We start from the raw sequence: 25325 nt of genomic DNA on the forward strand, positions 1-25325 counted from the left end.
TTAATGTCAGGCGGCGAGGCCTAGCCAGCCGCGTGAATATTCCAGCAGGGAACGTACGTAGTCCCATGCCTGTTTCAGATGCGGCCCGGATTTGAACGTGTAGTTTCGTCCGTCGTATCTGAAAGATTCAATGTCCTTGCCGCTGTCGGCGAGGATCTGGTAGTGCCGGTTGAACTCGCTGGCGCGCTCGTACATGCGGCGCATTTGAGCGTTCGTCATCTGCATGTCGGGCATGTGCCATTCGCCCAACGATTCCGTGTCGGCGATTGTTTCCGATTGGGCGCGGGTGAGTATCGGCCCAAGCTCACTGTTACTGGTCACGTCCACCCTGAGCTTTGTCAGGTCGGCGGCGGAAGTGGAGTAGCCTTTCTTGCCCGAAGCGGCGGCTGCGGCCCTGTAGATCTTCTGCAAGTCATCGCCGTTGAGCTTCAAGCCCGGATCATTTGACTCCGTGATGGGTGCGACGGTACAGTGGCAGCGATTGTGCATGGGCATCAGGTCGGGGCGGGTGAACGTGTTCGTGGCCGCGACCACGCACAAACCGCATGTGCCGGACTTGGACAGTTCCGGGTGGATCACACGCCGGTAGCGTCTGATGCCCGAAGCCTCGTACCGGCTGGCCGTGGCCCTGTTCTGGGCGAGCGTGCCGTCGGTGTCGGCATTGTCCTGCAACTGGTTGCGCGCCATGTCAAGCCAGTTGTTCACCGCCTCCTGCACGCGCTTGTCCAAACCATCCCAGCCACGCGGCCTAATATCCGGGTGTTGCACGGCGAGACTCCTGTAGGCGTCTGCCGGGCGCAACGCGACCTTCCATGGGTCGGTGTTGTCCCTGACCACCACGTATTCGGGTATCTGCCCCTGCGGCGTGGTGCCGACCAACCGGAGCATGATGTCCGCGTAGCTGATGCCCAGTCGGCGCATGGCCCTGACGAACGCCATCTGCTGTTGCGTGATGTAGGCGGCGGCACCCTGCGTTACTGCGTCGTTCCACCAATCCTGCGGCGTCAACGACTGCCACATATTCCATGCGCGGCGCACATACTCATCGACCAATAGGCGGCGTTGTGTTTCCAATGCCGCCGTGGCCGCTGTGATCGTGTCGGCCATCACGACACCTCTTCGAACGATTCACCGGCCGATTCCAGCGAGTCGAACGAACCGTACTGCAACGATTCGTCGTCGCTCACAGAATCGGGAAGGGTGGCAGCGGACTGCGACTGCGAAGAGGTTTCAAGCATCCGGTTTTCGTTCGCCAACGCCTGCATGAACATAGTGTCCTGCGCGTCGCGCATCGCCTCGGAGATATCGGTCTCCGTGAAATGCAGATAATGGCGCATGATGGTCTTCACCGGGATGATGCCTTTGAGGTTCGCCGCAGCCTGCGATTGCTCCAGTTCAGAAGGAAGCTCCAACGGCTCCCAGATCGTCTCGAACCTTTGTCCGGCGGCGTCGCTCTGACTGTCTGCCAGCAGCGCCATGCGCAGCAGCAGCACGAACGCATCGTTGGCGCGCGCGTTCATGTCGCGTACCTTCATGCGCAGCATTCGCGTGGTCAGCTTCGCGCCCTCGGCGCTGCCGGCCACATCCGGGCTGAGAATCGACAACGGCGTGCCTGTGGCTCCGGCAAGGTTCTTGATGTCGCTCGTGGCGGCGGTGACCAACGGTGTTATGTCGGTCACTTGGCTTTCGGACACCTTCGCGTCCTTCGGCATGAGCCACAATGCCGCCGGCCCCATCTCGAACAGTTCGGAATAGTCGATCTTGTCGCCGGCCCTCGCATGGCCGTATTTCACCGCAGGATCGCTTTTCGCGTAATATTCGGGCATGTCGCCGGAAACCCAACGCTGGCGGAATGCCTGCATCTCCTGGATGCAGAATCGTTGGAACCGCTGCTGGTCGATGGCGCTCAACGTGCGCAAGGACGATTCGAATACGCCCTTGCCCGTGCTGGTTGCAAGCCTCACCACGGGAAGGCATCCGCACTGTTTGGCGAACTCCCACGTGTCATCCTGAGCCTCGCCGGCCCATTGGAACTGCTGGGGCAGCGCAGGCAGCTTCGCATCCTCATCGTTCGCCAGCGAGTACACGCTTTCCTCATCGTCAACGGAATCGGAATACAGCGTGCGGTTCTCGGTCTCATGCTGGGCGGTGCGTGAATACACGCGCACCACCTCGCCCTTGTCATCTCTGATGAGACGGTACAAGGTGAGGTATTCCATGCCCTCGTCGGCGTCGAAATCGTATACGACTGCGGAATCCTTGTCTGGACTCACCGACGTAGTCCACGGGCTCAAACGCTGGATATACGACGGGTACTCCCTTGGGAACACCATTGCATATGCGGCACCGTACAGGCTCATGTCCATGAACATGTTCAACGCTCGCACGTTCATCCCAGTGGAATCCCACATGTCATCAGCCGCCGTAGAGCGCATGCTCTTGTCATCCACGAGACGGAAGCCGATTGGGTTCTGCGAGGTGATGACCGCGTTGGCGATGGTGGACGCGAGATTCATTGGGCAGATGTCAACGAACCGCCTGTACACGTCGGCCGAAGTTGTGTTCATGTTCTTCGGAACGTATTTCGTCGGAATGCTCTCGCGCCCGTCGTAGAACGTCTTCAGCTCGCAAAGCTTCGGTATGCGCGCCTGAAGCCGGTTGGCAAGCCTTGTCAACACCATACCGTCGCCGTGCGGCTCATCGTCGCCGACAACCAGGCTTTTAATCTTCGCCATCAGGCCTCCAATCGGTTTGCCGCTAGTAGACGCGGCTGATATGGGTTCGCCTCGGCCGATGCTTCGGCCGTGACTCCAACACGCGGGTGCGCGCCGTGTACGCCAACAGACCGGCCATGCACGCATCGATCTTCAAAGGACTGTTCGGAGTCTCCTTGTAGATCAGGTATTTCGGCGAACCATCAGGGTTTGACTGTTTGAAGTCCTTGCGCCGCGCGTTGCGGAAATGAGCCAACAGGCGCGGGTCTGCCATCAACTCCACGTCACCGACCACAGGCTCGTCGTCATCGTCACTGGGTTCCCATTCCTTCGAGAACGCGGTGTGCATGTCCATGAGGCTCTGCATCATGTCCGCCCGCCAAGTGTTCGTATGGAACTTGATGGGCTCGCCGTTCGTGTGCATCGGCACAAGGTCGAGGTTCGCGTAATCGTTTTCCCAGCCGATGATCACGTCACGCCAGTAGGCAACGTCGGCGAAGAACGCCTTCACGTTGTAGTTGTCCAACATAAAACGGGCCGCACGGTCGAACGCATCGACGTTCACACGCCAGTCCGCCGCCTCCGGCCCGTCCGGCTTCTGCTCCAAACGGATAAGGAACAGCAAGCCGTCCCTGATGCGGCATCCGACCAGTGCGGTCGCATCATCGGACAGGGAGCCGTCGAAGCCGAGCGTTATCGCATCGTCCTCGTCGATCACATGACGCCACAAGGCCAGCTGGTTCAAGTCCTCGCCCGCGTTCTCCGTGAACAAGTATTCGTAGCTGGTGTGCTTGCGAATCAACGAATCCGCCAGCCACGCGTCACTCACGGAGGTAAGGCTGTTGAGGTAGTAGCGTACCGAGTTGCCGACATCCGAAGCGGGGTCGAGGATATCCGCGATCTGGCCTCGAATGTCAACCCACCCGTCCTTCGACGGGCCGGGCTGCACGCCCGGATCGGACAATTTGTAACCGTGTTCGCTTAAACCATGCGTGTCAACCGGGGCCATCGTCCCGTCGGGTTCGAAGATCCAGTCATACGTCAACGGTTTCCTGACGCCCGGCCACCGTTCAGGCGGTTTGGCTGCGGAACCGTAAGCCTCGTACAAGCCGTGCTTGAGCTTGTCCACGTCGTGCAGGTCTTCGACGCCCAACGCGGAATACCGGTGGTCGAACAGCAAGTGCTGGTCGCGTTTCGTGCGTCCGGCGAGAATATCCTGCGCGGTACGGTAGGTCAGTTCGGCGATGCTGCCCTCACCAGGCCGGTACATCGTCGTCGTCTCCAACACCCACGGGTCGGCGTCGCCGTAACGCTTTGCCAGATTGCGCTTGTACGTGTAATAGCTGTTCTTCAAGCGGGGCACGTTCCACAAATGGCTTTCATCGCAGACCACGAACGTCTGCTTGCCACCATCCGAGGAAGACGAATTGCTGTTGCCCGGCTTGATGCTGCCACCCTCCGGCAGAAGGATGCGCGTATTGCCCACATCAAGCCCATAGCCGCGCAACTGGGCCAACGGCCCATGCTCGCAGTTGTACTTGATGACATCGTAGACGTTGCCGCTTTGATCCTCGGCCGTGGCAAGGCATACGATGTTCGGGCCGCTGATCGGCCTTCCCATCGGCTCGCCCTTCGCATACGTGTAGGTCTGGCCGAGGAACGTATACGTTTCCCCACCCTTCGCCCAACCGGCGAAACGGCACGGCCCCAACGCCTCGAACAACGCCAATCGCGCGGCCTTGCCCGACTTGTCGCAACCCTTCGGCCGGGACAGGAACACATGGTTGAACCGGCGGTGCCCATCCTTCCCCAATGCGTAGCAGTCAACGTAGAAGCGAATGTACTCCGGTGCCTCACGCACCGGCTTGTCGAACACGGGTTCGGAACCAACGATGGTGAACGTTTCGATCCACCACCAAGCCAACCATCCCAGACTGCGCCTGCGTTCCTCCGCGCTCAGTTCGGGGATGACATCATGCACGACGATCAGCCCCCAACGGCCTCACGACGCCGACGAAAATCATCCATGTTCACGACGTTCGACCCCGCGCCCGTGGAAGCCATCAGATCATCCGCCTGCGGCGCATCGAACTTCAGATCATTCCTGGCCTTCGGGGTGACGCCGATCATCGCGCACCGTTGACGGATTTCAGCCGCAGCGATATTACGTCCCCTTTTCTGCCGCCAGAAGTCATCCATCAGCAAGGCCGTCTCCATGACGAAAAACCAGTCAGGTTCCACACCCATGCGCTGCGCCAGCGGGCTCGTGCGCACGCTCTCATACCAGCGCTTCACCAACGGCAACCATTCCATGCCGTCATCCGGGCGCACCGCCGGCAGTTCAGGCCCAACCGCAGTCTCCGGCTGCTTCAACATCCGAACCTGCTTGCTTGCCCTACGACCATTCCCAGCCATGACGCATCACACCATTCCGGCCTTTACGGCCCAGCAGCTAGGGCTTTGCGCCCCCGCAACCAACGTGAACGAGAATCCTGTTAGCCAACGTCGCCTCCCGCGACACGTCCAAAGGAACCTTCCAACAGAACAACGGGCCATCAACGCCCGAAGCATTCAAATCAACCCGACGCCCGCATCGGGCGCACAAGCCATTGCACTTCTCAACCACCTGACCATCGGTGAACGACTCCACACGCATCGGCGGCTTCTCCGGTACCGGCTCCTTCCGTGAGGAAAACAACGTGGTCTTCGGACGCAACGGATAATCAGCCGGATTCGCCTTGCGCGCACGGCAATAAGCCACACGGCAACGCTCCGAACAATAAACACGGGTCACACGCCCCGGCGCGAACCACTCATGGCACCAAGGGCACATGCGCTGCATCATCGGAGCAAAAGGCATCCCATAATAACGGGTCAGGTCATAATGCCGCCTGCACAAGCCAACGGCAACCTCCGGCTCCCCGCAACCGCCGATGACGCACACGCCATTCACTGGAACGCCGGATGCGAATACCATCGCTCACGCCTCCTGCGCTCCCCCAGCAACCTCCGCGCCTCGCCCGACTCACGGGACGTCTTCTGCTTATGATGCCAGGAACACAACGTCCAAAGATTCGACGGATCATCATTATCAGGCTCACCCTCACCGGCCCGCTGCTTATGATCCACCTCATTGCCCAAACGGCCGCAGATATGCGCCGTGCCACTGTTCCAATCGGTAACGGGCCACTGGCACATGTGATGGTCACGCTCAAGAATCCTCTTGCGGGTACGCTCCCAATCCGGATTGAACCTCGCATCCCTCTGCGACTTCCACCAATTCGACTGCATGACCATCACCCCCACGCGCGTATATATATAAGGAGTAAAGGGGCGTGCCCGGCCGGGGCATGGCAGCAACAGTGTTTAAGGGAAACCCATGAGCAGCCGGACACTAGTACCCCCACTCGGACTCGAACCGAGAACCCGCGACTTAAAAGGACGCTGCTCTGACCAATTGAGCTACAAGGGTGAAACCCCATGCCAAGAGTGAGAGAGGAACCATCGAAAGGTAGTGGCATGGGGCTGGCGCACCGCGATGGACTTGCACCACCACCTCACGGTTTTGGAGACCGCGCGCACTGCTTATGCTATCGGCACATGACGTTGGTAGCCTGGCTACGCTCCCCGACCAAAACCAACCACAAGCGTCAGCTTACTCAGAAACAGTAAGACAAGCTCCGTGTGTCGGTGAGACAAACCGACGGTGCTGGCATGGTCTGTAACGGTTAGCTCAAAAACGCCCCAGCGCACATTCGCGTCCGAAACCATTGGACCAGCGGCCCCCACGAAACCACCGGGGGGAGAGTCCCCTAGCCCCCATATCCGCGTGTCGTTTTTGTGGCGTGGTATCACGCGGGCATATGTGTGGGCATAGGCATAGGTGGGCAAGGCGTAGGCATGGCGTGCCTAGCGCTGCCTGTAGCCGCTGTGAGCGCGTCGCGTGACTGAGGCGTGAGTGAGTGTGTGCGCTGCCGTGTGCGGCGCTGTGCATGGCGCTGTGCAGCCGCCTACGCTGCCGTGCGCTGCCGTGGGCAGTTGCGTGCCCTAGCCGTGCGCTGCCGTGCCCTAGGCGCTGCCAGTGGGTGCGTGCTGCCGCTGGTGTGGGTGCTGGTGCTGCCGAGTGCGTGCCGTGTCTAGCCGTCACGCTGCCGTGCTGGTGCGGTGGTGCCGCTGCCAGTGCGCCGCCGCTGGTGCTCACTGGTGCCCTGGCTGTGCATGTGGTGCTGCATGTGGCGTGAGTGATCGAGTGCGTCCCCCAGTGTCCCGCTATGTCCGCCAGTGTCCGCCAGTGTCCGCGTCGGTGTCCTCATAGGTGGTGGTGTGGTGGCGTGGTTTGATGGTTGCGACACGCCGAGGGATGCTAGTAATTGCAACGTGTTTAGCTACCCGCTTGACATACCATTATTGGTATATGTATGATTGAGCCATCAACCACAAAGCAAGCGGTGAGAGCGCAAGACAGAGTGGAGAGCTTGATAAATGAAGAGTGGATACCGCAAGGACATAGGCGATTACTTCGCGTCATGGCCGCAACCTCACGGCATGATGGGTTGAACGCTTATCGAGCGGTTATGGAGACGCGGTTTCCGGCATGGAATTGCCCCGCGCGACTGAGTTGATAGTAGAATCGTGCCCACCTGTAGAAAGGTGGGTAGTGATGGGACTTAGGGATTATAGGGTGAAACGTGGGCTGAGCCAAGAGCAAGTAGCCAAAAGGGCTGGTATTAGTCAGCCGCGCCTATCCGATTATGAGGTAGGCAGAAAGCCTATTGGCAATATGACTCTTGATACTGCGCGCGCTCTTTGCAAAGCGCTTAATGTCAGCAACCCGCTTAATTTTTACCGTGAGGACTCTACGGAGAGTCCGAAAGAAAACAAGTCGTAAGACTGTGTGTGCCCTTAAGCGCGTGACGTTTCTTTATGGGACGTGGCGCGCACTAAGGGGTGATGAATAAAGAACGCGGCTGGAGCTGGTACCTCTAGCCGCGTTTGCATTGCCCTACAAATACTGGAATTAGCTAATCTGTGAGGCGTGGTCTATCGTATCACGCCTCACAAGTAAGTGAGGTAATCATGGATGTTGTCGAGATTGTGCGGCGGCTTGAATCACTGCCGGCGCGTAGCGTGTGGAAGTGCGCTGTGAGGGATTTCGCCATCGACCTTGTGTCGGACAATGATCTTTTCGAGGCGTTGCCGGGTGATGCTTCGCGTGGTGACATCGAAGCCGCCTTGTTGAGTGGTGCCGCCAATTGGCGCGAGTACAGTTATGGCGGGTGTGGGCTGGTTTATAACGGGGATATTGACAACTGGCTTATGACGCCTAGTGAGCTGAAGCGTTATAACAGGCCTGGGCATGACGCGAGCATGGGTTTCGGTGGTGAGTCGTTGCTTGATATGCAGGCGCGTGCGCTTTCTCAGGCGGCGCGTCTCGCGTTCCAGGTGATTCGTTATCCGCGCCTTAAGGGTGTGGCTTGATTTTTATGGCGTCGCGGGGCGCTTAATCCCCGCTTCTTGCCCGTTCGGGCGTTCAATCAATCAATTTTTTTCATTCAATCTTAATTTTTCTGGGAGAAGTGTATCTAAAATGCGTAGGTTTGCTGCTGCCGCTGTCGCGGCCGTGATGGTGTTTTCCGTGTCCGCTTGTGGTGGTCACAATGACGTGGCTTCGGAGCCGGAGCCCAGCGCTTCGGTTTCGGAGCGTGTGAGCGTGCCTCAGCCGGAACGCAAGCCGGTTGACGCGTATTCCGCGTGGAAGGCCGATAACATGTCGCTGCCGGTTTGCATGTACGGGGATAGTGACGTGGTGCCGTTGAATGGCATGTGCCGGTTCTTCGGTGACGTGGACGCCGAAGGCGGTGATTTTACGGACGTGTCGTATGTTCAGGCGGCTGATGGCATGGTGGTGTCGGCGTGGGATTATCGGGATGGTGCGTGGGTTGAGCGTGCCGACGTGGAACCGGAGCCGACCGTTGCCGACCTTGCTGCTGCCGTGATCAGTGGCGAGTACGGGAACGGCATGGAGCGTGAGGCGCTGCTTGGCGAACGGTTCGGTGAGGTTCAAGAGTTGGTGGATTCGATGCTTGCGCCGGCTCCTGTTGAATCTTTTGCGCCGGTTGCCCAGTCCACCGCTGTTGATGCTCCTGTAGTCCAGCCTGTTCAGCCGTCCGCTGCGCCGGTTCAGCCGGTTGTCCCGGCTCCTGTTGCTTCGGTTTCGTCGGCAATGAGTGAGGCTGAGTGGAATTGGTGGGTTTCCGAGTTCGGCGGCTATGAGGAATATCAAGGCGTCGCATGGCCCGCGTATGCGGATATCCCGCAATGCCAGGTTGAAGACGGTGCTACCGCCGACGGTTATCAATCGGTGTGCTATTGGGATGGCGCTGCTGTGGGTAATGGTGTTGGCGCGTCCTATGTGCTGGTCGATGGTGCCGTTATCTTCAGTTCGGAGCTGTGATGGTGCCGCGTCATTCCCGTGTGGAGCGGCGTAGGCGTCGCAATGGTCGTATCGCCGTCATGGTGCTTATTGTGGCGGCGTTCCTGTTCGCATGGTCTGGCGTGGTCGGGCCTGTTGATTATTGCAAGGCTACCGTCATGGACGGCAGCAGTCCTTTTACAAGCGTGGCCCAATGTCGGGCGTATTACGAGAGCGAGGTTTGATGATTATGGCTAGGTGTTGGTATGCGGCTTATTGGCCGCAGGGCGTCGGCATGTACTATGCGGATGATGGCACCACGCCGGTGTGCAGCGTTCGCGTGTTCGATTCGATGGCGGCGCGTGATGCTTGGGTTGCTGCGGATAGGTTCGATCAGGACTGGCATAGGTCGGTGGTGTCGCGTGCGTTCGCGGTGCCTGTCATGCGCGGCATGTTGCGTGATTATCGTGATTCGTTCGATGGTGGGTGGAATGTCGGGCGTGAATATTATGCGCCGGGTGCCGTCGTGGCCGCGTATCGTGCGCTGTTGGCTGAGCTTGACCCGTATGGGGTGATGCTGAAGGACGGTGGGCGTTGATGCTGCCTGAGAGTCTTGTGGTGTCGGGTTATCCGACTGCCGTGGCTTATGCGTCCTTTGCTGAAGCGCATGGTCATGCTGTTGATGTCAGGCGTTATGGGCGTGCCAAGTGGCGCGTCACCCTCAAATAACGTGAGTGCCCTTTGTGCGGCGGGGTTGATAATACGCCGCACGTTATTCATTGAATCTTTTACAAGTAGTGAGGCTGATCGATCATGGTTGCGAAAACCGGTTTTTGGGTGAACCAAGATAATACGCGCGTGTTGTGGGCGCGCGACAATGGTTCGGATAAAAGGTCTGAGCTTTGGGAATTGTTCGAGGACTTCGAATCCTACACGTGGCGTGACGTGCGCGGCGATCTGCTCAACGAGTTGCGTGATTATGGTTTCGCCGGATACTTGGCTGTGCTCAAATCACAAGGGTGGAGCTGTGTGCAGCAGCCGGACGGGTTCAGCAAGCAGCTTTGCGAACTGCCGAAGCTGCCGTTTCCGCGTGCGATGCTGAATGGTCAGGCTGATGATGGCGAGTCCGGTTGGGTGCTTGTGCCGGGCGAGACGGTTGACGCTTCGGCGGATACCGTGGCGTACACGGTTCCGGCGCGTTGGGTTGTCGCCAAGGGTGATTGCTTGGATGATTGCTCTGATTTGGGTGATGTTTCTTCGGAACTGTCTGGTGTGCCTGTTGAGCCGGAGCCGGTTACGGCTGAGATACCCGAAGTGCCGCCGACTGTCAATAATAAGGCGGCGGTTCGTTGCACGGTTCCGGCGATGATCCCGGCAAAACAGTTGCCCGAGCTTCAGGGGTTTAAGCGTCCGAAGCATTTTCGGGATGCCAAGGGCCGCAAGCTGGTGTATGTCGCGCACGATGATACGAAGTGCGTTGTCGCATGGCGTGAAACGTATCAGGGCGGCGACAGTGAGCTAGAGGCGCGCGTTGCCGATTATGTCAAGTCCATTGGTTTCGAGCTGGGAGCATGAAATGAGTGAATGCAAATACTGGCTGACGGCGCGTCCGGCGCAATTGGGCGCATACCCGGAAAAACCGTTGCGGGTGAGTAATATCTCCGTTGAGCAATTCAATGGCGTGTCCATTCGTGGAACGTTGTTGGTTTACGGTGAGCCGTTGGCGGATGACGTAGCAGCGGCATATGAGCTTGAGGAATGGCCCGTGGTGAAGTTCCGTGCCATAGCGGTGGCGGGACGTGACTACTCGCCTGAGAGCATGGGCAAGCTGGACTGGCTGAGCGTCGTGATCTGCATGAACCAATGGATGGATGAAACGTGCGCGTATCATCCTGACGGCAAGTGGGCCACAACGGACACCACTTATGGGCCGGTGGTGTTCGATTTGGCGACTGTCAAACGGATGTTGGACATGCTACCGGCTTGGATGCGTTGGCCGGTGATGCTGTGTGTTCAGGATGATTCTTTGTGCGCCAGGTTCGCCCGTCATGGTCAGCGTTGGGTGATTGCCGAGTGCAAGCGATTGTTTGCCGATGGTTATGAAAGGTGGTGGTGAGCCATGGCGGCTATCACCGTGAACGACGTGAGCATTGTGAATGCTTTGGAGCGTGCCGGTTTTGCGGCTACTGAGTCGAATGTGAAACGTGTTCGTGAGGCGGTGCCGCCCACCACGAGCGCGTTGCTGGATTTTCTGGTGGGTTCGGTGGATTTGCCTTGCAAGGCCGTCACCGAAGCATTGTTCTGAGAGTTGTTGGCGGGCGGTTATACTTGTTGTGTGGCTGTCCGCCTGTTTTTACTGGGAATTAGCAATTCGGTTTAATCGAGCGGAGGTTTTGTCATGTCTGGTATTGCTGTTGAGACCGAGATGTGCGGGGATGTTCCCGCGCGTATCGAGTGTGGTTTGACGGGCAATTTTTATTGTGATGTGTGCGGCAAGGGCGAGAGCGCTTGGGCGCATTGGTTCAAGGGCGAGTATACGGGCAAGCAGCGGTATGTGCTGGTGAATGATTCGACCGGTGCCGAGGTTCAGGTGCCGCCCGTGTTGGCCGCTGAATATGATGATGGCGAGCTGACCGTGGGTGATGTCGCGTCGGCTCTTGTGCCTTGCTGGGAGGATTGGGTGGACGACTGCCGTCTGGTGAAACGCTGATCGTTTCACTGTCTTTATTGGTTTTGTGAGGGCTGCACTTTGGTGTGGCCCTTTGCTTTCTCTGAATTTTCTCTTAATTCAGTGATTTTCAGAGTTGTTACTGGCTTATGGGCTGCGCTTGTGCGTGGCCTCTCCTGTTTTAAGGGGTGATTTTATTGGAGCAGCTGGTTTGTGACCGTTGCGGGCGGGTTATCCGTGATGATGATGGTCTGGAATGGAATGGGTGCTGCGAGTGCGTTGATTGCAAGCGTTTCCTGTGCAGGGAGTGCAGCGAGATGGATTATTTCGGCACATTCCGTTGCAAGGAATGCGCAAACAAGCGGCGTATGAAGACGAGGGGTTTCGGTACCGAGCACTACAGCCTGTATAAAACCGATGATGGTTGGCTGGCCGACCCGCATGGCGGCACGTATGAGTGGTTTGATTTTCCGCGCATTCGTTTCGATTGCGAGGGTGTGGCCCGGTTTTCTCTTAAGGGCGAGTCGTTCGACTGTCGGTCTGATTACGGGGTGTTCATGGAGTTCGCGCGGTCGGTTGAGCGTGAGCTTGAGGCCATAGCCGGTTTTATTCAAAAATCTTTGGAAGGGTGAGTGATTGCAATGGTGTTGGATGGTTTCAACGAGGTGCCCATGGCCGATACGGCCGACATGGCGGCTGAGGGTGATGGTCGGAGTGATTTCAACCACAAGGTCGGCTGGATTATGGCGACGTTGCGTGACAGTGCCGGTTTGACGCAAAAGGACGTGGTGCCGTTGCTGGCGGATAATCGGCGCACGTTCGGGTCGGCCCAAGGGTTCATCTCCCGTGTCGAGCTGGGCAAGCAGTCGTTGAGTTTGGAGGATGCTGCGATGCTGTTGCGCGCCTACGGCTTCTACAAGCCCGATGTGCTGTTCGATGTGTCCCGCGCGCATTTTCCCTCATTGGTGCGTGAGCGGCGGCGCAAGCACCTGTTGGAACAGCGTGCCGTGTTGGACGAGCAGCGGCGCGCCTTGGATATGGAACTTGCGGAATTGGGGGGGGCGAGTGACTGATGCTTCCTGTTTTCTACCGGTATGTCGGGTTGCATGACGGCCGTGAAATGTGGGAGCCGGTTGCGTGGGCCTCATTACGGCTGGAATGGTTGTGGCTGGCCGTGTGCGGCAGATGCCATGCGCGCTTGGGTTTCCATGTCTGGCTGTACTGCATGGCGCGTGATGGAGAATTGCTGACTATGGATATGCTGCCAAGCGGTGTTGAGATTGTTTGATTAAGGAGGATTGAATCATGGGTTATTACAGTGATTACAGCGGCGGTTTCACCGTCAGCGGGCTCGGCTCGGATATCAATGTGGTATCAAACCGAGTCGAGGAGACGTTGGCGGATGACTCGCTGTCGTTCATGGTGACGCATGGCGACGGTGAAGACGTGTTCGACGTTGAGGTTACGTCGGATAGTACGAAGTGGTATGGGTGGGTTGATGATCTGAAGCGTTTAGACTGTCTCGTGCATTATGCCGGTGGGCGTCTCTCCGGTTGTGTGGAGCGTCATGGTGAGGAATGGGATGATCTGCAACGTGCCGTGTTCACCGATGATGGCGTGCGCGTGGATACGGCGAGGATAGTCTGGCCCGACGGGACTGACGTCTGATTTTGGGCGTGTCCTTGCCGACTGTGGTATGGTTTCTCATACCTGTTCCCCGCGCTTGCGGGGATGACCCATTGAAGATGAATGTTGATTTGTTCAACTTCGGAGCGTTCCCCACATTAGTGGGGTGATCCCTTGAAGATGTCCGCAGATTCGTTTGGGTCGCATAATGTTCCCCACGTTGGTGGGGATGATTCCGTAATTTGTATGGGATACATGGTGTTCCCCACTGTTGTGGGGTTAGCGTTAACCGCCCGTCCAATGCCTCATAGACGTTGGGCGGGCACAACATTATGGAGGTAAAACGATGTTTGTGATCCTGGATGATCAGGGCAATGAAGAGCGGCGCGTTGAGAAGCTGCCGAAGCTGGAATATGATCTGTCGCAGTGGAATGAGCCATATGACGAGCGCGGCGCGTATGTGACGGTTGGTGCGCGTGACCCGTGGGGTCATGTCGTGTCGATCACGACGAACAAGAGCGGCGAGGGCGAGTTCGAGTGGGTGGATCGCCCGTTCGGCGGCGAATGGCGTCAGACGCGCGGAACGTTGCAGTTCCAATTGTCCGATTCCGATCAGGGCGTGAAGAAGACGTTGAACAATCGTTGGAAGGCCGCGCACGTGCGTGGTGCCGATGATTGGGATGCTTGGCAGCAGGCGTTGCGCGAGTGTGACGAACAGGATAAGGAGGAACTGGGCCGCATGTGACTGTGCGGCAAAGTTGTTCAACGATGGCGGATGCGATATAATCGTGTCCGCCTTTCCTTTGTCTGGGGACTTCGCTGGCACGGCTTGCTAACAGTGCGACAGACTTTTCACGGGATTGCCATGCCTACGGTGGCACGGCACTTCATTGAGGAAACAAGGAAAGGAGTTTTCATGGTAAACGATCCGCGCTGCACGTGGGCCAAGGGGCGTGACGGAGACTGGATTATCCGCATCCCACGTCGAATGCAGGAAAGCTACGAAGAGGCTGGCGAAAGCGAATACGTTGTACATAAGGCCAACGGTGATACGCAGGTCGTGGGTGTCACCGGGTATAGCAAGCCTTTCACCGGCAGGGATGTGGTCGAATACGTGTTCGGCTATCCCAGGAAGGAGGAGCGCCGCTATCCCGCCCGGCGTGCCGGGCATCGTTGTGATTCGTGCGGGCGTCGCGGGGCGCATCGGGCGCATGATATGAGCGGTTTGCCTTGTTGGTTGTGCATGGGGTGTGACGATGGCTCGTACAGCGCCTTCTAGGCAACGTATATGCACAGTGCAGGGCCATGCGCAGTTGGAGCGCGCGGAGAGGCGCGCGAACAAGTGAAAGGATTCGGAATGGATGCTGGAGCATTGGTTCGTGATATCAGGGTGGATCTTCGCGAGACCCTGTGTGAGGCGCGTCTTCTCGCGCCGCGTGATGAGGGAAGCGATTGGCCCAGGGAGCTTCGTCTGAAGTGCCGCAAGGGTGCTATTAGCGTCGAGTTCGGTGACGGTTGGGTGAAGAGCAGCACGTTTTATGCGGATTGCGGCGGTGATTCGATTGTCCGCGTGTTCGATGACGTGGCAAGTCTTTACGCTTTGCGCAATGCGGCCAGGAGGCTGCGTGAGACTTCGCCGGGCTGGTGCGGGCCGAAACGCACGTATGCGATGCAGTTCGAACGGTTCAGTTACCTGTTCTGGCGGTTGAGTGGATTGAGGGGCTATATCGAGGAAGATTGCGGGTTGGTCAAAGCCGAACTCGACTGCCGGAGTCTTGTGAACGATATTCGCGAGGTGGTTTCATCCCGGTTGGCTGGTGATGCCGGTTCGGCCGGATTGGTTGAGCATGTCTCCGTTGATACGGGCGACAGCGACAAGGACGCCGACCATGTCAGGTTGAGCTTCGGCGAGGATTATATCGACGCGCTCATTTACAGCACTTGGCCCGGAAGGGAAAAGCCTTGGCAGCGGTATGAGGGTCGGTTCGATGATGTGATCACGTTGTTTGCGTTGCGCGAGGGCGTGAAGCGGGCCGCGCAGGAAGCCGACGAGAAATGCGATTTTTGGGAAAAGATGAGCTCATGGCCAGGCTTGGAATATCTTCCCCTCAAGCGTGCGGAGTGCTTGGTCTACTTTTTCCGCCAGCATATCTTCGGCGCTGTCCGAAACGCGTTTTCCATGCGTGCCCATTTGGAGAGTTTCGAGCATGACGTCGAGGTCGATTGTCGTGCTTGGCGGCATGATCCCGCGAATGCCGACATTGTGGCCCGTATCGATAATGATTCTGAAAATAAGGAGCGTGCGTGATGTGTGATGTGAATATCGTTGAGGAGAATGGTCGTGTGGTGTTGACTGCACCGTACTGCGAGGATGCAAACGCGGAGTATCGGAAACTCAACGGCAGATGGGATGCAGGTGAGAAGGTGTGGCGGTTCGATGCGCGTGATTCGGAGCGTGTGAAGGCCCTTGCCTCCCGGTTTTTTGGTTGGGAGGAACCGGACGTGGCTGGCCCGAAGGTCACGATTCGCGTTCATGCGAAACAGTTCAAGACGTTCGATGGTATCGTGTTGGCTAACCGTGAGCTGGCGTGTCGCCCCGATTGGGACAGTCCCGTGCGTTTGGCCGACAACGTGGTGGTTGTCGAGGGTGCGTTCGCGGATCGCAGTGGTAGGTCGATTATCGGCCGCGTGGATGACGACGTGGTTCTTGAGGTGCGTGACCTGCCGTATGGTGCGCTGCGCCTGTTGGACGAGGGTTCGTATGATCTGGTGGAGCCGGCTGATCGATTATCCTTGTTGCGTGGCGAGCGTGAGCGTCTGCTGAAACGGTTGGCTGAGATTGACCGTCTGTTGGGCGAAACAGAGAACGCTGCTTGATTGACCGGTGCCACGGGGTTACACTTTCTAATGAATCGAAGCCATTGCTAGATGCCTGAGATTCCTTTTGCTGGGCTGCGGACGTTGCAACGTCCGTGGCCCTCTCCATTTATCGGGCATGATTCTACCTATCAGACAGCCCCTTAATGCTGTTTCCTATGATTATGGGGCATTAGGGGGCTGTTTTGGTGCTCTTATTGCAACGTTTAACGTTTAACGTTTAACGTAGTCATAAGGTCATTCGCGCAGTGGTGTGAGTGGGAAAAACTGCGGGTAGCGTTGCAGCAAATACGCCCAGTCCGCCGCCCAGTAATTGCCCCTGTCGTCCGGGTAATGCCATGTTTTGACCTTGGCTGCGGCCTTGTTGGGCGTGCACATTAGGATTGCGCCGTTGGCGGCGCGGTAGGCTCCGGGTTTGGTTGGTTCGGCTTGCTGCATGGGCTACTCCCTGTTGAGTTTTACAAGCGGCAATTCGTCTTCGTAGGAGTTCACTAGCTGCTTCCAAGTCATCGATGATTGTGCTGTGCATGAGATGCGTATCCATTCCGGGCGCTTGTGGGTTTTGTCAAGGATGCAGACGAATTTGCTTCCGTACTGGCTTTCGTATTCTCCCAGCTCCTTGGGTTCAGGGTATTGCTTGGGGAAACGTTCGGCGTGGTCGAAGTATTCCTTGTTGAATCGCCATTCGCCTTCCTGTTCCATGCTTACGATGATGGTGTTGTCGCCGTAATCCGGTTCTATTACCTTCAGTACACGGTATTTGAGGTTGTTGGTGGAGATGATGGTGTCTCCGTTTTCGATCTTGTTCCATTCGGTGATGGTCTGCGTGATGGGTTCGCTCATTGGTGTTTCCTTTGCTTTGAAGAATTCAGGGAACATGGTATAGAGGTATTCGTCTCCCCGTAGGGACGTGATGACGATGCGGTTGAATTTTCTGTCGGTCATGGGTTTCCTTACTCCATGGATGCAGGGGGCTCCGTGAATGAGGGGGCGGAGATTCGCAGCATGGCTTTATTGCCGTTCGGGTATTCGACGGCGTATTCATGCACCGTGACCGTTAACGTATGGTCGTCTTTGACTTCTACAGAGCCTTTGAAGGTGTGTTTGGTGCCGTCTTTGGTTTTGAAGTAGAGCTGGCGTTCCGGTGGCTCCTGTTGTTCCTGTGGTTTGGAGAGGTTGGGGAACAGTTTTTTGACGGACTCGCTGTTGGCGTCCACCGTGCAGATGGTGCCGATGACGGTGCCGGTGAAGGGCAGGTCTACGATGGTGTCATCCATTGGTTTCACTTTCTTTTGCGTTTGCTGATGCCGTTTACCTGCATGGTCGGATACTTGCGTTTGACCGCTTTTCTGACCTTCTGTTTTTCGGCTGGCGTGCCATGCTGGGCCACACTGGATAGTGCGGCGCGAGCGTGCGCCCTATCGTTGATCGGGTACTTGCGTTGTGATGGTATGGCGAACTGGCTTGATTTCATGCGTTTACGGCCACGAGACGTGAGCTTAGCCATCATTCCTCGCTTTCCTTGTCACTCGACTGTTACTTTCCCGCAGACAACGGGGATGCGGGCTATCGCGTAATCGGCTTGCATGCATTCCACGCTGATGCCTTCTTCGCAGCTGACGATGTTGCTGATGTCGCTTCCGTTGATTGTGACGGCCTTGCCTATCGTGAGTTCGACCGGCGCGGTGTTGAACGGTTGTTCCTCTTGATCTGCGAGGGCGCGCACGAGTCTGGTGTTGTGGTCAACTTCTTCTTGCAGTCGGCGCATCAGATCGTTGGCTTCGCGCCGCCATTCGACGTGGCTTTTGTGCGCCTGTTCGTATAGTCCGCGCCAGAACCAGGCTTCGGTGGATTCCACATGGTCATATCTCGCGGGCTGCCATGGGTGTTTGACTGGCGTGCTGATGTTCATTGCCGTTCCTTCCCTAATAGGTTTTTCGTGAGTTCCGGTGTTGCCAATGTTGGTTTGACGCCGTTGTTCACCCAGTTTTCGATTGTTTGTTTGGTTTCGGTGTCCTCTTCTGCGGCGGTTGGTGCCAGACTGTGCGGTGGTGTGGAGAATGTCGCCAGAAGGCGCATGGTGTTCCAATACTGTTCCGTTATTTCATCGATGATGGCGTGTATTTCATTCTTGGATGGTGGTTGGCTGCTCATTGTTGTTCTTCCATTGGTCGTTGATGATTCCGGCTTCGTCCATGCCGTGCATGATGTCGCCCACAAGATAGGGCAGTTCCTCGTTGGAGAGTCTGATTCGTGTCTTGCGCCCGTGGGTGATGTCGATGTTGTGGAACAGTTGGGCGACATGCGTGGCCTCGTGCGCGCAGATTTCAGGTTGAGTGTGGCCTTCGGCGAGGAATATGAGCGCGTGCGGGCAGGTCAGATGATCGGGCGTGATGTCGTTGGTTTCGATATGGCCCATGAAGGTGACCGCCTCCGTGTCCGTGAAGTCGGCGACGCTCATGTCAAGTCCTTTTGTTCCGTCGCCGGCCTCGTAGATCTGGTACAGGGTGGCGGCTTGGCGCATTTGTGTGAGCGTCTGGTATTCACGGAACTCAATTTCGCGTGCGATGCCGCTCATTGATGTGAAGAACGTGGTGGAACGGTAGATTTCCGCGAGTTCGCCTTCCTGATTGCATTTCAGGGTGTCGCAGGTGCCGGTGTTGTCGATGTGGCCCATTGCGTGTTTGCTCCTTAGTCGATGTCGAGTTGGGGTTCGATGAAGTCGGGTGACGCCATGGCGGCTTTCATTTGGCGTGGCGTGGTATGGCGGATGATGTCGATGACTTCCCTTTCGGTGATGCCGCATGGGCCCAATGCCTTCATTGTTTCGTCAACGCTCATGCCTTGTTGGTGCCATTTGATGATTTTGTCCCTGAGTGCCTTGCTGGTCATTCCTGCCGCCCTTCGCGTCTTTGACGTGGTAGTAGTTGCAGTTGCGGCAGTATTCGATGGTTTTCTGTTTGGGCTGGTCGTTGAATATGCTCGTGAGCTTGTCTTCGACCATGCCGATTGTCTGTTCCGCCGCCTCACGGCTCGTATAGCAGAGCAGGTTTGGATTGCGTGCGCAGTACTGGCAACCGTCCTTGCGGATCGTTTTGCGCGCGTAATTGTCGTCGTTGTTGCTCATTGCTTGGTTTTCTCCTGTTCTTCACTATGGTTTCGTTCTGCTATGAGGTGCCAGATGCTGTCGATGCTGCGTTTGCTGCGCGTCGCCAGAAGGTATGCGTCGGAGAGCCTGTAGGTTTTATGCCCGTCCTGTTCGCCTTGGATGGGTAGTTGGCCCCGGTCGGCCCATTTGCGGATGGTGGTCTTGCCCGTGAGGATGCCGCAGTCCGCGAGCTTCTGGTGGATTCCGGTGATGGTACTGGTGATGTCCGTGTCCAAAAGGAGTTGGCGTTGGCGTTCCCGGAGGGCGTTGACCGTCCATTCGCTGCCGCAGGTGGGGCATTTCACGCTCGTCTGCCCGTCCGCCACCCTCAGGCTCGTGTTGCAGGGCTGGTTATCGCGCGTGTAGCCGGGGCATGGGCCTAGGATGATGGGCTTGTCCTGTTCGGGGTCGAGCAGTTGTTCGGCCTTGATGCGCAGTTTCGTGAGTATGCGCAGATATTCGGGTGTTGCGCCGTTTTCCATGAGGTGGTTGTTGGCGCGGATCGCGTGGGCGAGCTGGCGCACGGTGTGCAAGTGGATCGTGTTGACTTGCAGACATGTGGCGTACCCGTAGAGTTCGGGCTTCAACTCGGTTTCGAGGAAGTCGAACATCACGGTGTTGACGGGCAGTGGCGCGGTGGCGCGCCCCGCTCCCCCGCCGCCCTGATTGTTGGCGGTGTGCCGGTAGGCCTTGTTGATGTTGGCCTCTAGGTCGGGGCCTGTGCGGTCGAACCATTCCAAAAGGTCTGTGAGCCGGCGTTGGCAGTCAGTGCAGAGCTTCTTGGTTTTACTGCTGGTGGGGTTGACGCAGTTGCAGCAGCGGATGGTGCTTGTGGTCAATGGGTATGCTCCCGCCCGGCAATGGCCGTTGGAGCATACCCGTTCTTTATATCACTTGTCTCACCGGTTGTCTCAGCTTGGCGTGGTGCGCTCTTCCGCCCGTATGAGCTGTTCCACGGCTGTGATGCACCCGGCGAGGTCATTGTCCTCCAATGCCTTCCAGAAGGGTGTCGCGTCGGCCCAGTTGGCTTCTGTGAGCTGGTCGAGCATGTCTGCCAGTCGCGCGCAGCCGCCGAGCGGTATCCATGTGACCATCGCGGTGGCCTCGCCTAGGCCATGTTCGCCCTTGGTGTGGTTGAGATACCATAGGGCCTTCCTCAAGTCCTTTACCGGCTGGCCCTTGAGCTTGTGCCGCCACACGTATTTGATCGCGTTGCCCATGCAGAAGTCGTACAAGCCGGATAGTTCGATGCACTCGAATGGGCCTTGCCCGTAATGCTGCGGGTGGTTGATGTCGCTCATTTCGATTCCAGCTTTCTGAATGGCACATAGCGCGCCGCTTTATCGTCGCCCATTGCGCACATTGTGCCGTTGGCTTCGTCAAGCACCGACCATTCCAAGTCGTTGTTGAGGCTCCATATGGCATTGTCGCGATCCCGGTACACGCCGGACGTGGTCGGCAGCGACATGCCGTCGTCAGGGTGAAAAAGCTTGTTGAGTTGCTCGCAGACCTGTCCGGCGATGTTTCTTGGCATGGACGTGAAGGTGATGAGGCCTGATTCGTCGGTGAACCCTATCCTGACTAGGTCGCCCATTTGAGTGACATGGCTTTCGTTAATCATCGACTTCCACCCTTCGGAATGGGTAGTACTTATTCGCTTCGCTTTCCGGAAGCGCTTGCATGTCAAATCCGCCTTGGGCGATGCTGTACCATTCCCCGCTATCGGTCAAAATCCATAGATCGTTTTCCTTGTCTCGGTAGAAGCCCGGTTCTGTAGGCAGCGGCAATTCCGTTCCCCGTTTTATTCTTTTGGTGATTTCTTCCGCGATTGTCTCAGCCATATAACTGTTTATGACGGCCTTGAATGTCACGCCTTCGCTCAGGTCGCTTAATGTTAGGCGAATGCCTTCCGTGGTTTTTTCAATATCAAAGCAGTTAATCATTGTTGTCGTCCTTTCCTTACGCCTGTTGTTTCGCTATTTCCCTGCTGTCGTGCATTCGCTGTTGTTCGCGGAGTGTTTTCTGCACGATGACCTCCTGCACTTCCCGGTCGCTTATTCCGTACATTTCCTGCAGCAGGTGGTGGCAGATTTGTGTGTCTGCCATTTCCTCAACGAGGTTGGCTCGCGCGTCCTTGCCTCGGAGCATTTTCGATATGGCTTGGATCAGTTCGGCGTTCTCCTCCATGCAAATGACGCTCATCATGGTCGGCCCGTGGTGGATGATGCTGTCCGACCAGACCTTTTCCAAGTCGGGCTTGCGTTTGCCGTGCTTCCTGAAGAGTCGGCGCAGTCGTTGGAATATTCCGGCGATTCTCTTTGTCATAGCTGTATTCTCCTTCGTGCGGCGTTGAGTGCGATGCGCGCATATTCGCGACAGATGTTCATTGATAGGCCGTCGCTGACCTTGCGTCCGTGGCGTATCGCCAGCGCCGCGTCTTCTATCTCCGCTTCGGTGGGTTCGGCGCAGCGTCCGGCCACGTATCCTTCCATGTGGGCGATCCACCGGAATGGGTCGCCATCAGAATGAGCGTCGGCGTATTCCTTGGCTTCGGTTCCGGCGATGCTCATGCGTACTCCTTCTCGGTTGCGTTTCGCGCGGCGTTTAACATTGCTTCGGCCATGGTCAGGCATTCGTCCTTGCGGCTTGTTTTCATGCCAACCCATTCGCCGTAACGCTTGGTTTGGGCGTATATTTGGGCGGCTGCTTTGATTTCCTCTTCTGTGGGCTTGCGGCTTATCCACTGTTCGTAGAGTTCCCGTTCTCTCTCGCTCGGGCGGAGGTCTTTTTCCAGATAGGTGAGGCTGTAGATGCTGTTGGCGTGAACCATGGCCCACAGGAGTTCCGATGCCGGGCGGCGACGATAGGATTGCGCCCCGAAGCTGGGGCTTCCGTACATTTTGACGAGATACTTGCCGGTCGAGTGCGGTACGAGAACTTCATTGATTTCACGTGGGATCAATGATTGTTGCTGTAGCTGCTGGGCGAGTTCGCGCGTGGTGACCAGATAGTTCGCGTCCCCGTAGAAGGTCAGTCCGTGGCCGCTGGTGAAGTCGGCCATGCAGGATTTGACCTCGTAGCAGGAGAATGTGCCGCATTCCACGCTCGTTGGTTCTATCGCATAGTTCGGGGTGAACGGTTTGAAGCTCATGAAGTCGATGCGACGTTCCTGTGGGGTGCCTTTGTCGAACGATACTTCGCGGCTCCAGAACAGGCCTCGGCTGCTTAATCGTTTTTCCAGCAGCTCCGACAGCATGGTTGTGGTTTCCTGACGGTTCTGCTTGCTCATTCCTGTTCCTTTCTTGTAGTGTCGATTCGTGTCATCGGCAGGAATATGCTGTCCGGTGCTTTTGCCGTGTACATGACGATGAAGTTCTCGTCCAGACACTGCCATTCGTCGGGAGTGTGCGCCCAGAGGTGGCCGTGGTTGTCCCGATACAATCCGTATTTCTGTGGTATCGGCCCCGTGTTCGCGAAACGTCTGATTTTCTCCGCCAGTTGCCGGCATAGCTCGTATGCCTGTTCTGGTGCCATGTCGAGGACTAGCAGTTCGGTTTCATCGTTTTTTACGTATTCGATTTGCGTTTTCACGGTGTCGAGTGCCGTCCGTGATTCGATTTTCTTTATCTGGTGTTTTTTGATCTGCATCAGACGATCCTTTTCCCGTCCAATTTCACGCTCATTTCATCGCCGTATTCATTCCTGACGTACCGGCGGATATATCTGAGCGTTTCGATGAATAAGTCCCTTTGAGCACGGAACAAATCCCTTTGCTCGCAGACGGTTAGAAAGCAGTGGTTTTCGTGCGTGTATCCGATCCATGTGATCGTGAGCGTGGCGTACAGGATCGCATAGTTCACGTATTCGATCTCGCTGCCGTTGACGGCCCTGATGATGTTGTATATGGTCATCAGCGCGTATAGCACGACGATTATGAGGTTCAGCCATTCCTCTTTCAGGAATGGGCGGAATCGGTTAGACAGTCGTTTGATTCTGGTTTTTACTGTTTTCAATTTCTTCCCTTTTCATCAAAGCGATTGCGTACAGAGTGCTGGCGATTGAACGCAGGGCGTAGTATTGCATGGCCCTGTAGTCGCTTGCCGCCTCTTTTTCGAACATGAGCCTTTTCAGGTCTTGCACCGAGTACTTGAGCACTTGATCCCTTATTTCGGGAATGCTTGTACCATCGTCGGCGTCACTGGTCATTGGGGTCTCCTCCGTAGTAGGCGTATGGGTTGGGGATTGATATTGGCGTTTCCCTGACTTTCTTGATGGCGAGCTCCGCGCCTTTCAAATATGCATTCGTCACGCATTTGAGCAGCCATTTTCGGAAGAGGCGTTCGGCATCGGCCCGGTGTTCGACGCCGTAGAGTTTCCGGTACTGCGGGTCGCCGTGCATGACGGTGACGAAGATGCGTTCCACGGTCTGCGTATCCACTGCAAGTGCCCCGCAAACCGATTCTTTGGGGTCGTCAACGGGTTTTCTGGTTGAACTTGGGTCATTGTTCATGTCGGGTGTTTTCCGCCCGTCTAAGGACGGTTTATGATCCTCGGACTGATTCTCGACCTCCAACGGCATCGAACCTGAATAGCCCTTCCGCCCGCGTATCCACGACATGAGCCGGTTCACAAGGCTCAATTCCGACACCGATAGCTCGTTGTCCGCCTTGAGTTCCGCCAAGTGCTGGATCACCTCGTCCAACGCCATGTCGCGTTGGGTCACGTTCACAGCCATGATTTCCTCCATCCCTTCTGATTGCGGCTTACGCCGCCCCACATCCCGCACGTCGAGTAGCCCTCGAAGCGATGCGTGTCCGCGTATTCGCCGCACTGCCGTCTGACCGGGCATTCGCGGCAGAAGCGTGCCGCCATGCGCTTGTCGGCGGCTTTTTTGGAGAAGAACAGTTCCGTGTCCACGCCACGGCAGTTCGCGTGTTCGCGCCACCCGCTCATTGGGTCACCTCCCGTAGTGCCGCCTGTTCGCCTAGGCCTTGGAAGCGCAGTCGCCGGTAGTTCCACGTCTGCGATTCGTCCAACCCGTTGGCCTCGGCCTCGCGGCCTATGTCGGCCTCGCTGGGCTTGCCCCTGTTGCGCGGCTTGGCCTTCGGGTTGCGGCGTATCCAGCCCCGCCACTCCTGCGACCAGTCCGGGCTGCGCCGGTGGTTGCGTCGGTTGAAGGCCACGAACCCGGCCACCTCGTCATCCGGCTTGACGCCCATCGACCTCGCAAACTCCATGTCCGCCTTGCTCGGCGTCCAGTCGTGGGGGATCTCGGAATCGGAATCTGAATCTTGTTGTTGTTGTTCGTTTTCGTTTTCGCGCGCGGAACTTACGTAAGTTGAACAACAACAAGAAGTATTAACTTCCTCTTCCTTATTCCCCTCCTTATTCCTTATTCCAGCGAGAATTTTTCCGGAGCCCTCACGGAGCCCTCCAGAATTTTTCTGGAGCCCTCCAGAATTTTTCTGGAATATTCCAGAAGTCTCAGAATCGTTGGAATCACGCGGTTCCGTTTCATCGGGCCTCGGAAGATCGGAGCGTGACGGCTTGTTGATCTTCTGGTGTTTGTCCCAATTCGTTAAATAGACAAGCTGCTTCGTTTTGCCTAATACTTTCGCCTCGTAAATCTGCGCCATACCCAGTTCGGACATTTTCTGGAGGCCTCCAGTAATTTTCTGGAGGGTTCCAGAAGCATCCTTCGCAAGACGATGCGCGAACAGATCGGACGCGATGTACACGGGGTCGTACACGCCGACCCCGTTATCATCCACGTAGTTCAGCAAACCGATGAACAACAGCTGCTCGAAGTCGCTCAGGCTCGTGAAGTCCTCACTGCGCCACATGGACGGCTTGATCGTCCGAATACGCATCAGACACCTC

44 protein-coding genes and 2 tRNA genes are annotated in these 25325 nt (G+C 56.9%); 17 read left to right on the plus strand and 29 right to left on the minus strand.

Annotation, left to right across the window (positions count from 1 at the left end; translation table 11 throughout):
- Window positions 1-6 precede the first annotated feature (6 nt).
- The 8 genes from G1C95_RS05315 to G1C95_RS05350 all read right to left on the minus strand — a co-directional run bounded on the left by G1C95_RS05315 (window position 7) and on the right by G1C95_RS05350 (window position 6314).
- Window positions 7-1107, minus strand: a complete 1101-nt coding sequence (locus tag G1C95_RS05315) for a hypothetical protein (RefSeq protein WP_169171931.1) — start codon at window positions 1105-1107, stop codon at window positions 7-9.
- On the minus strand, window positions 1107-2735 hold the full coding sequence (locus tag G1C95_RS05320) for a phage portal protein (protein WP_169171932.1): 1629 nt from the start codon (window positions 2733-2735) through the stop codon (window positions 1107-1109). The genes G1C95_RS05315 and G1C95_RS05320 overlap by 1 nt, the downstream gene beginning before the upstream one ends.
- A 22-nt stretch (window positions 2736-2757) precedes the next feature.
- The gene (locus G1C95_RS05325; protein WP_169171933.1) at window positions 2758-4695 is read right to left on the minus strand and encodes a hypothetical protein; all 1938 of its coding nucleotides are present in this window, start codon (window positions 4693-4695) and stop codon (window positions 2758-2760) included.
- Window positions 4696-4700: 5 nt separating this feature from the next.
- Complete coding sequence (locus G1C95_RS05330) at window positions 4701-5090, minus strand: phage terminase small subunit (RefSeq protein WP_240947444.1); 390 nt, start codon at window positions 5088-5090, stop codon at window positions 4701-4703.
- 76 nt (window positions 5091-5166) lie between these two features.
- Window positions 5167-5691, minus strand: coding sequence for a recombination protein NinG (locus G1C95_RS12540; protein ID WP_240947445.1), 525 nt, complete (start codon window positions 5689-5691; stop codon window positions 5167-5169).
- Entirely contained in the window at window positions 5664-6005 is a 342-nt protein-coding gene (locus G1C95_RS05340) for an HNH endonuclease (protein ID WP_169171935.1), read from the minus strand. The genes G1C95_RS12540 and G1C95_RS05340 overlap by 28 nt, the downstream gene beginning before the upstream one ends.
- Window positions 6006-6112: 107 nt before the next feature.
- A tRNA-Lys gene (locus G1C95_RS05345) sits at window positions 6113-6186 on the minus strand.
- Between the two features lie 54 nt (window positions 6187-6240).
- Window positions 6241-6314, minus strand: a tRNA-Trp gene (locus G1C95_RS05350).
- Between the two features lie 485 nt (window positions 6315-6799).
- Between G1C95_RS05350 and G1C95_RS05355 the strand changes: the two genes are divergently transcribed.
- From G1C95_RS05355 to G1C95_RS05435, 17 genes are all read left to right on the plus strand, one after another.
- Window positions 6800-6955: a hypothetical protein gene (locus G1C95_RS05355; RefSeq protein WP_169171936.1), complete on the plus strand. Its 156-nt coding sequence runs from the start codon at window positions 6800-6802 to the stop codon at window positions 6953-6955.
- Window positions 6956-7374: 419 nt separating this feature from the next.
- Window positions 7375-7602, plus strand: coding sequence for a helix-turn-helix domain-containing protein (locus G1C95_RS05360; RefSeq protein WP_169171937.1), 228 nt, complete (start codon window positions 7375-7377; stop codon window positions 7600-7602).
- A 188-nt stretch (window positions 7603-7790) separates the two neighbouring features.
- Window positions 7791-8192 carry a hypothetical protein gene (locus tag G1C95_RS05365; RefSeq protein ID WP_169171938.1) on the plus strand — a complete coding sequence of 134 codons (402 nt, stop codon included), beginning with the start codon at window positions 7791-7793 and terminating at the stop codon, window positions 8190-8192.
- A 109-nt stretch (window positions 8193-8301) separates the two neighbouring features.
- Window positions 8302-9168: a hypothetical protein gene (locus G1C95_RS05370; RefSeq protein WP_240947446.1), complete on the plus strand. Its 867-nt coding sequence runs from the start codon at window positions 8302-8304 to the stop codon at window positions 9166-9168.
- A complete protein-coding gene (locus tag G1C95_RS05375) occupies window positions 9168-9371 on the plus strand; it encodes a hypothetical protein (protein WP_169171939.1) in 204 nt (67 codons plus the stop codon). The genes G1C95_RS05370 and G1C95_RS05375 overlap by 1 nt, the downstream gene beginning before the upstream one ends.
- Before the next feature lie 5 nt (window positions 9372-9376).
- Window positions 9377-9724: a hypothetical protein gene (locus G1C95_RS05380; RefSeq protein WP_169171940.1), complete on the plus strand. Its 348-nt coding sequence runs from the start codon at window positions 9377-9379 to the stop codon at window positions 9722-9724.
- Between the two features lie 215 nt (window positions 9725-9939).
- Window positions 9940-10701, plus strand: a complete 762-nt coding sequence (locus G1C95_RS05385) for a hypothetical protein (RefSeq protein WP_169171941.1) — start codon at window positions 9940-9942, stop codon at window positions 10699-10701.
- A gap of 1 nt (window position 10702) precedes the next feature.
- Entirely contained in the window at window positions 10703-11242 is a 540-nt protein-coding gene (locus tag G1C95_RS05390; protein ID WP_169171942.1) for a hypothetical protein, read from the plus strand.
- 3 nt (window positions 11243-11245) lie between these two features.
- Window positions 11246-11431, plus strand: coding sequence for a hypothetical protein (locus G1C95_RS05395; RefSeq protein ID WP_169171943.1), 186 nt, complete (start codon window positions 11246-11248; stop codon window positions 11429-11431).
- 93 nt (window positions 11432-11524) lie between these two features.
- Window positions 11525-11836 (plus strand): hypothetical protein, encoded by a 312-nt coding sequence (locus G1C95_RS05400; protein WP_169171944.1) that lies wholly within the window; start codon window positions 11525-11527, stop codon window positions 11834-11836.
- A 275-nt stretch (window positions 11837-12111) separates the two neighbouring features.
- Window positions 12112-12426 carry a hypothetical protein gene (locus G1C95_RS05405; RefSeq protein ID WP_169171946.1) on the plus strand — a complete coding sequence of 105 codons (315 nt, stop codon included), beginning with the start codon at window positions 12112-12114 and terminating at the stop codon, window positions 12424-12426.
- Between the two features lie 9 nt (window positions 12427-12435).
- Entirely contained in the window at window positions 12436-12867 is a 432-nt protein-coding gene (locus G1C95_RS05410) for a helix-turn-helix domain-containing protein (protein WP_169171947.1), read from the plus strand.
- Window positions 12868-13099: 232 nt separating this feature from the next.
- Complete coding sequence (locus tag G1C95_RS05415) at window positions 13100-13462, plus strand: hypothetical protein (protein ID WP_169171949.1); 363 nt, start codon at window positions 13100-13102, stop codon at window positions 13460-13462.
- A 304-nt stretch (window positions 13463-13766) separates the two neighbouring features.
- Window positions 13767-14165 (plus strand): hypothetical protein, encoded by a 399-nt coding sequence (locus tag G1C95_RS05420; RefSeq protein WP_169171951.1) that lies wholly within the window; start codon window positions 13767-13769, stop codon window positions 14163-14165.
- Window positions 14166-14336: 171 nt separating this feature from the next.
- A complete protein-coding gene (locus tag G1C95_RS05425; protein ID WP_169171952.1) occupies window positions 14337-14699 on the plus strand; it encodes a hypothetical protein in 363 nt (120 codons plus the stop codon).
- A gap of 78 nt (window positions 14700-14777) precedes the next feature.
- On the plus strand, window positions 14778-15728 hold the full coding sequence (locus G1C95_RS05430) for a hypothetical protein (protein ID WP_169171953.1): 951 nt from the start codon (window positions 14778-14780) through the stop codon (window positions 15726-15728).
- Window positions 15728-16297 (plus strand): hypothetical protein, encoded by a 570-nt coding sequence (locus G1C95_RS05435; protein ID WP_169171954.1) that lies wholly within the window; start codon window positions 15728-15730, stop codon window positions 16295-16297. Before G1C95_RS05430 ends, G1C95_RS05435 begins: the two co-directional genes overlap by 1 nt.
- 237 nt (window positions 16298-16534) lie before the next feature.
- Here the strand turns inward: G1C95_RS05435 and G1C95_RS05440 are convergent, their stop codons facing one another.
- The 21 genes from G1C95_RS05440 to G1C95_RS05540 form a co-directional block, all read right to left on the minus strand.
- Entirely contained in the window at window positions 16535-16735 is a 201-nt protein-coding gene (locus tag G1C95_RS05440) for a hypothetical protein (protein ID WP_169171955.1), read from the minus strand.
- 3 nt (window positions 16736-16738) lie between these two features.
- Window positions 16739-17242 (minus strand): hypothetical protein, encoded by a 504-nt coding sequence (locus G1C95_RS05445; RefSeq protein ID WP_169171956.1) that lies wholly within the window; start codon window positions 17240-17242, stop codon window positions 16739-16741.
- Between the two features lie 8 nt (window positions 17243-17250).
- Entirely contained in the window at window positions 17251-17574 is a 324-nt protein-coding gene (locus tag G1C95_RS05450; RefSeq protein WP_169171957.1) for a hypothetical protein, read from the minus strand.
- Window positions 17575-17579: 5 nt separating this feature from the next.
- Window positions 17580-17807: a DUF6582 domain-containing protein gene (locus tag G1C95_RS05455; RefSeq protein ID WP_240947447.1), complete on the minus strand. Its 228-nt coding sequence runs from the start codon at window positions 17805-17807 to the stop codon at window positions 17580-17582.
- A 15-nt stretch (window positions 17808-17822) separates the two neighbouring features.
- Window positions 17823-18209 carry a hypothetical protein gene (locus tag G1C95_RS05460; RefSeq protein ID WP_169171958.1) on the minus strand — a complete coding sequence of 129 codons (387 nt, stop codon included), beginning with the start codon at window positions 18207-18209 and terminating at the stop codon, window positions 17823-17825.
- Window positions 18206-18451, minus strand: a complete 246-nt coding sequence (locus tag G1C95_RS05465) for a hypothetical protein (RefSeq protein ID WP_169171959.1) — start codon at window positions 18449-18451, stop codon at window positions 18206-18208. The genes G1C95_RS05460 and G1C95_RS05465 overlap by 4 nt, the downstream gene beginning before the upstream one ends.
- Window positions 18423-18974 (minus strand): hypothetical protein, encoded by a 552-nt coding sequence (locus tag G1C95_RS05470; protein ID WP_169171960.1) that lies wholly within the window; start codon window positions 18972-18974, stop codon window positions 18423-18425. Before G1C95_RS05470 ends, G1C95_RS05465 begins: the two co-directional genes overlap by 29 nt.
- A 14-nt stretch (window positions 18975-18988) precedes the next feature.
- A complete protein-coding gene (locus tag G1C95_RS05475) occupies window positions 18989-19138 on the minus strand; it encodes a hypothetical protein (RefSeq protein WP_169171961.1) in 150 nt (49 codons plus the stop codon).
- Window positions 19128-19424, minus strand: coding sequence for a hypothetical protein (locus G1C95_RS05480; protein ID WP_169171962.1), 297 nt, complete (start codon window positions 19422-19424; stop codon window positions 19128-19130). Before G1C95_RS05480 ends, G1C95_RS05475 begins: the two co-directional genes overlap by 11 nt.
- Entirely contained in the window at window positions 19421-20284 is an 864-nt protein-coding gene (locus G1C95_RS05485; protein ID WP_169171963.1) for a hypothetical protein, read from the minus strand. Before G1C95_RS05485 ends, G1C95_RS05480 begins: the two co-directional genes overlap by 4 nt.
- A 72-nt stretch (window positions 20285-20356) precedes the next feature.
- Window positions 20357-20746, minus strand: a complete 390-nt coding sequence (locus G1C95_RS05490) for a DUF3310 domain-containing protein (protein ID WP_169171964.1) — start codon at window positions 20744-20746, stop codon at window positions 20357-20359.
- Window positions 20743-21066 (minus strand): hypothetical protein, encoded by a 324-nt coding sequence (locus G1C95_RS05495; RefSeq protein ID WP_169171965.1) that lies wholly within the window; start codon window positions 21064-21066, stop codon window positions 20743-20745. The genes G1C95_RS05490 and G1C95_RS05495 overlap by 4 nt, the downstream gene beginning before the upstream one ends.
- Window positions 21059-21388, minus strand: coding sequence for a hypothetical protein (locus G1C95_RS05500; RefSeq protein ID WP_169171966.1), 330 nt, complete (start codon window positions 21386-21388; stop codon window positions 21059-21061). The genes G1C95_RS05495 and G1C95_RS05500 overlap by 8 nt, the downstream gene beginning before the upstream one ends.
- A gap of 16 nt (window positions 21389-21404) precedes the next feature.
- Window positions 21405-21770 (minus strand): nucleoside triphosphate pyrophosphohydrolase family protein, encoded by a 366-nt coding sequence (locus G1C95_RS05505; RefSeq protein ID WP_240947448.1) that lies wholly within the window; start codon window positions 21768-21770, stop codon window positions 21405-21407.
- Entirely contained in the window at window positions 21767-22015 is a 249-nt protein-coding gene (locus G1C95_RS05510) for a hypothetical protein (protein WP_169171967.1), read from the minus strand. The genes G1C95_RS05505 and G1C95_RS05510 overlap by 4 nt, the downstream gene beginning before the upstream one ends.
- Window positions 22012-22734 carry a hypothetical protein gene (locus G1C95_RS05515; RefSeq protein WP_169171968.1) on the minus strand — a complete coding sequence of 241 codons (723 nt, stop codon included), beginning with the start codon at window positions 22732-22734 and terminating at the stop codon, window positions 22012-22014. The genes G1C95_RS05510 and G1C95_RS05515 overlap by 4 nt, the downstream gene beginning before the upstream one ends.
- A complete protein-coding gene (locus G1C95_RS05520) occupies window positions 22731-23093 on the minus strand; it encodes a hypothetical protein (protein WP_169171969.1) in 363 nt (120 codons plus the stop codon). Before G1C95_RS05520 ends, G1C95_RS05515 begins: the two co-directional genes overlap by 4 nt.
- A 327-nt stretch (window positions 23094-23420) precedes the next feature.
- Window positions 23421-23651, minus strand: a complete 231-nt coding sequence (locus G1C95_RS05525; RefSeq protein WP_169171970.1) for a hypothetical protein — start codon at window positions 23649-23651, stop codon at window positions 23421-23423.
- On the minus strand, window positions 23641-24192 hold the full coding sequence (locus G1C95_RS05530; RefSeq protein ID WP_169171971.1) for a hypothetical protein: 552 nt from the start codon (window positions 24190-24192) through the stop codon (window positions 23641-23643). The genes G1C95_RS05525 and G1C95_RS05530 overlap by 11 nt, the downstream gene beginning before the upstream one ends.
- Window positions 24171-24398, minus strand: a complete 228-nt coding sequence (locus G1C95_RS05535) for a WhiB family transcriptional regulator (protein ID WP_169171972.1) — start codon at window positions 24396-24398, stop codon at window positions 24171-24173. The genes G1C95_RS05530 and G1C95_RS05535 overlap by 22 nt, the downstream gene beginning before the upstream one ends.
- A complete protein-coding gene (locus G1C95_RS05540) occupies window positions 24395-25315 on the minus strand; it encodes a hypothetical protein (RefSeq protein WP_169171973.1) in 921 nt (306 codons plus the stop codon). The genes G1C95_RS05535 and G1C95_RS05540 overlap by 4 nt, the downstream gene beginning before the upstream one ends.
- Between the last annotated feature and the right edge of the window lie 10 nt (window positions 25316-25325).

Origin of the sequence: Bifidobacterium oedipodis, from assembly GCF_012932425.1 — a bacterium.
Taxonomy (GTDB): Bacteria; Actinomycetota; Actinomycetes; order Actinomycetales; family Bifidobacteriaceae; genus Bifidobacterium; species Bifidobacterium oedipodis.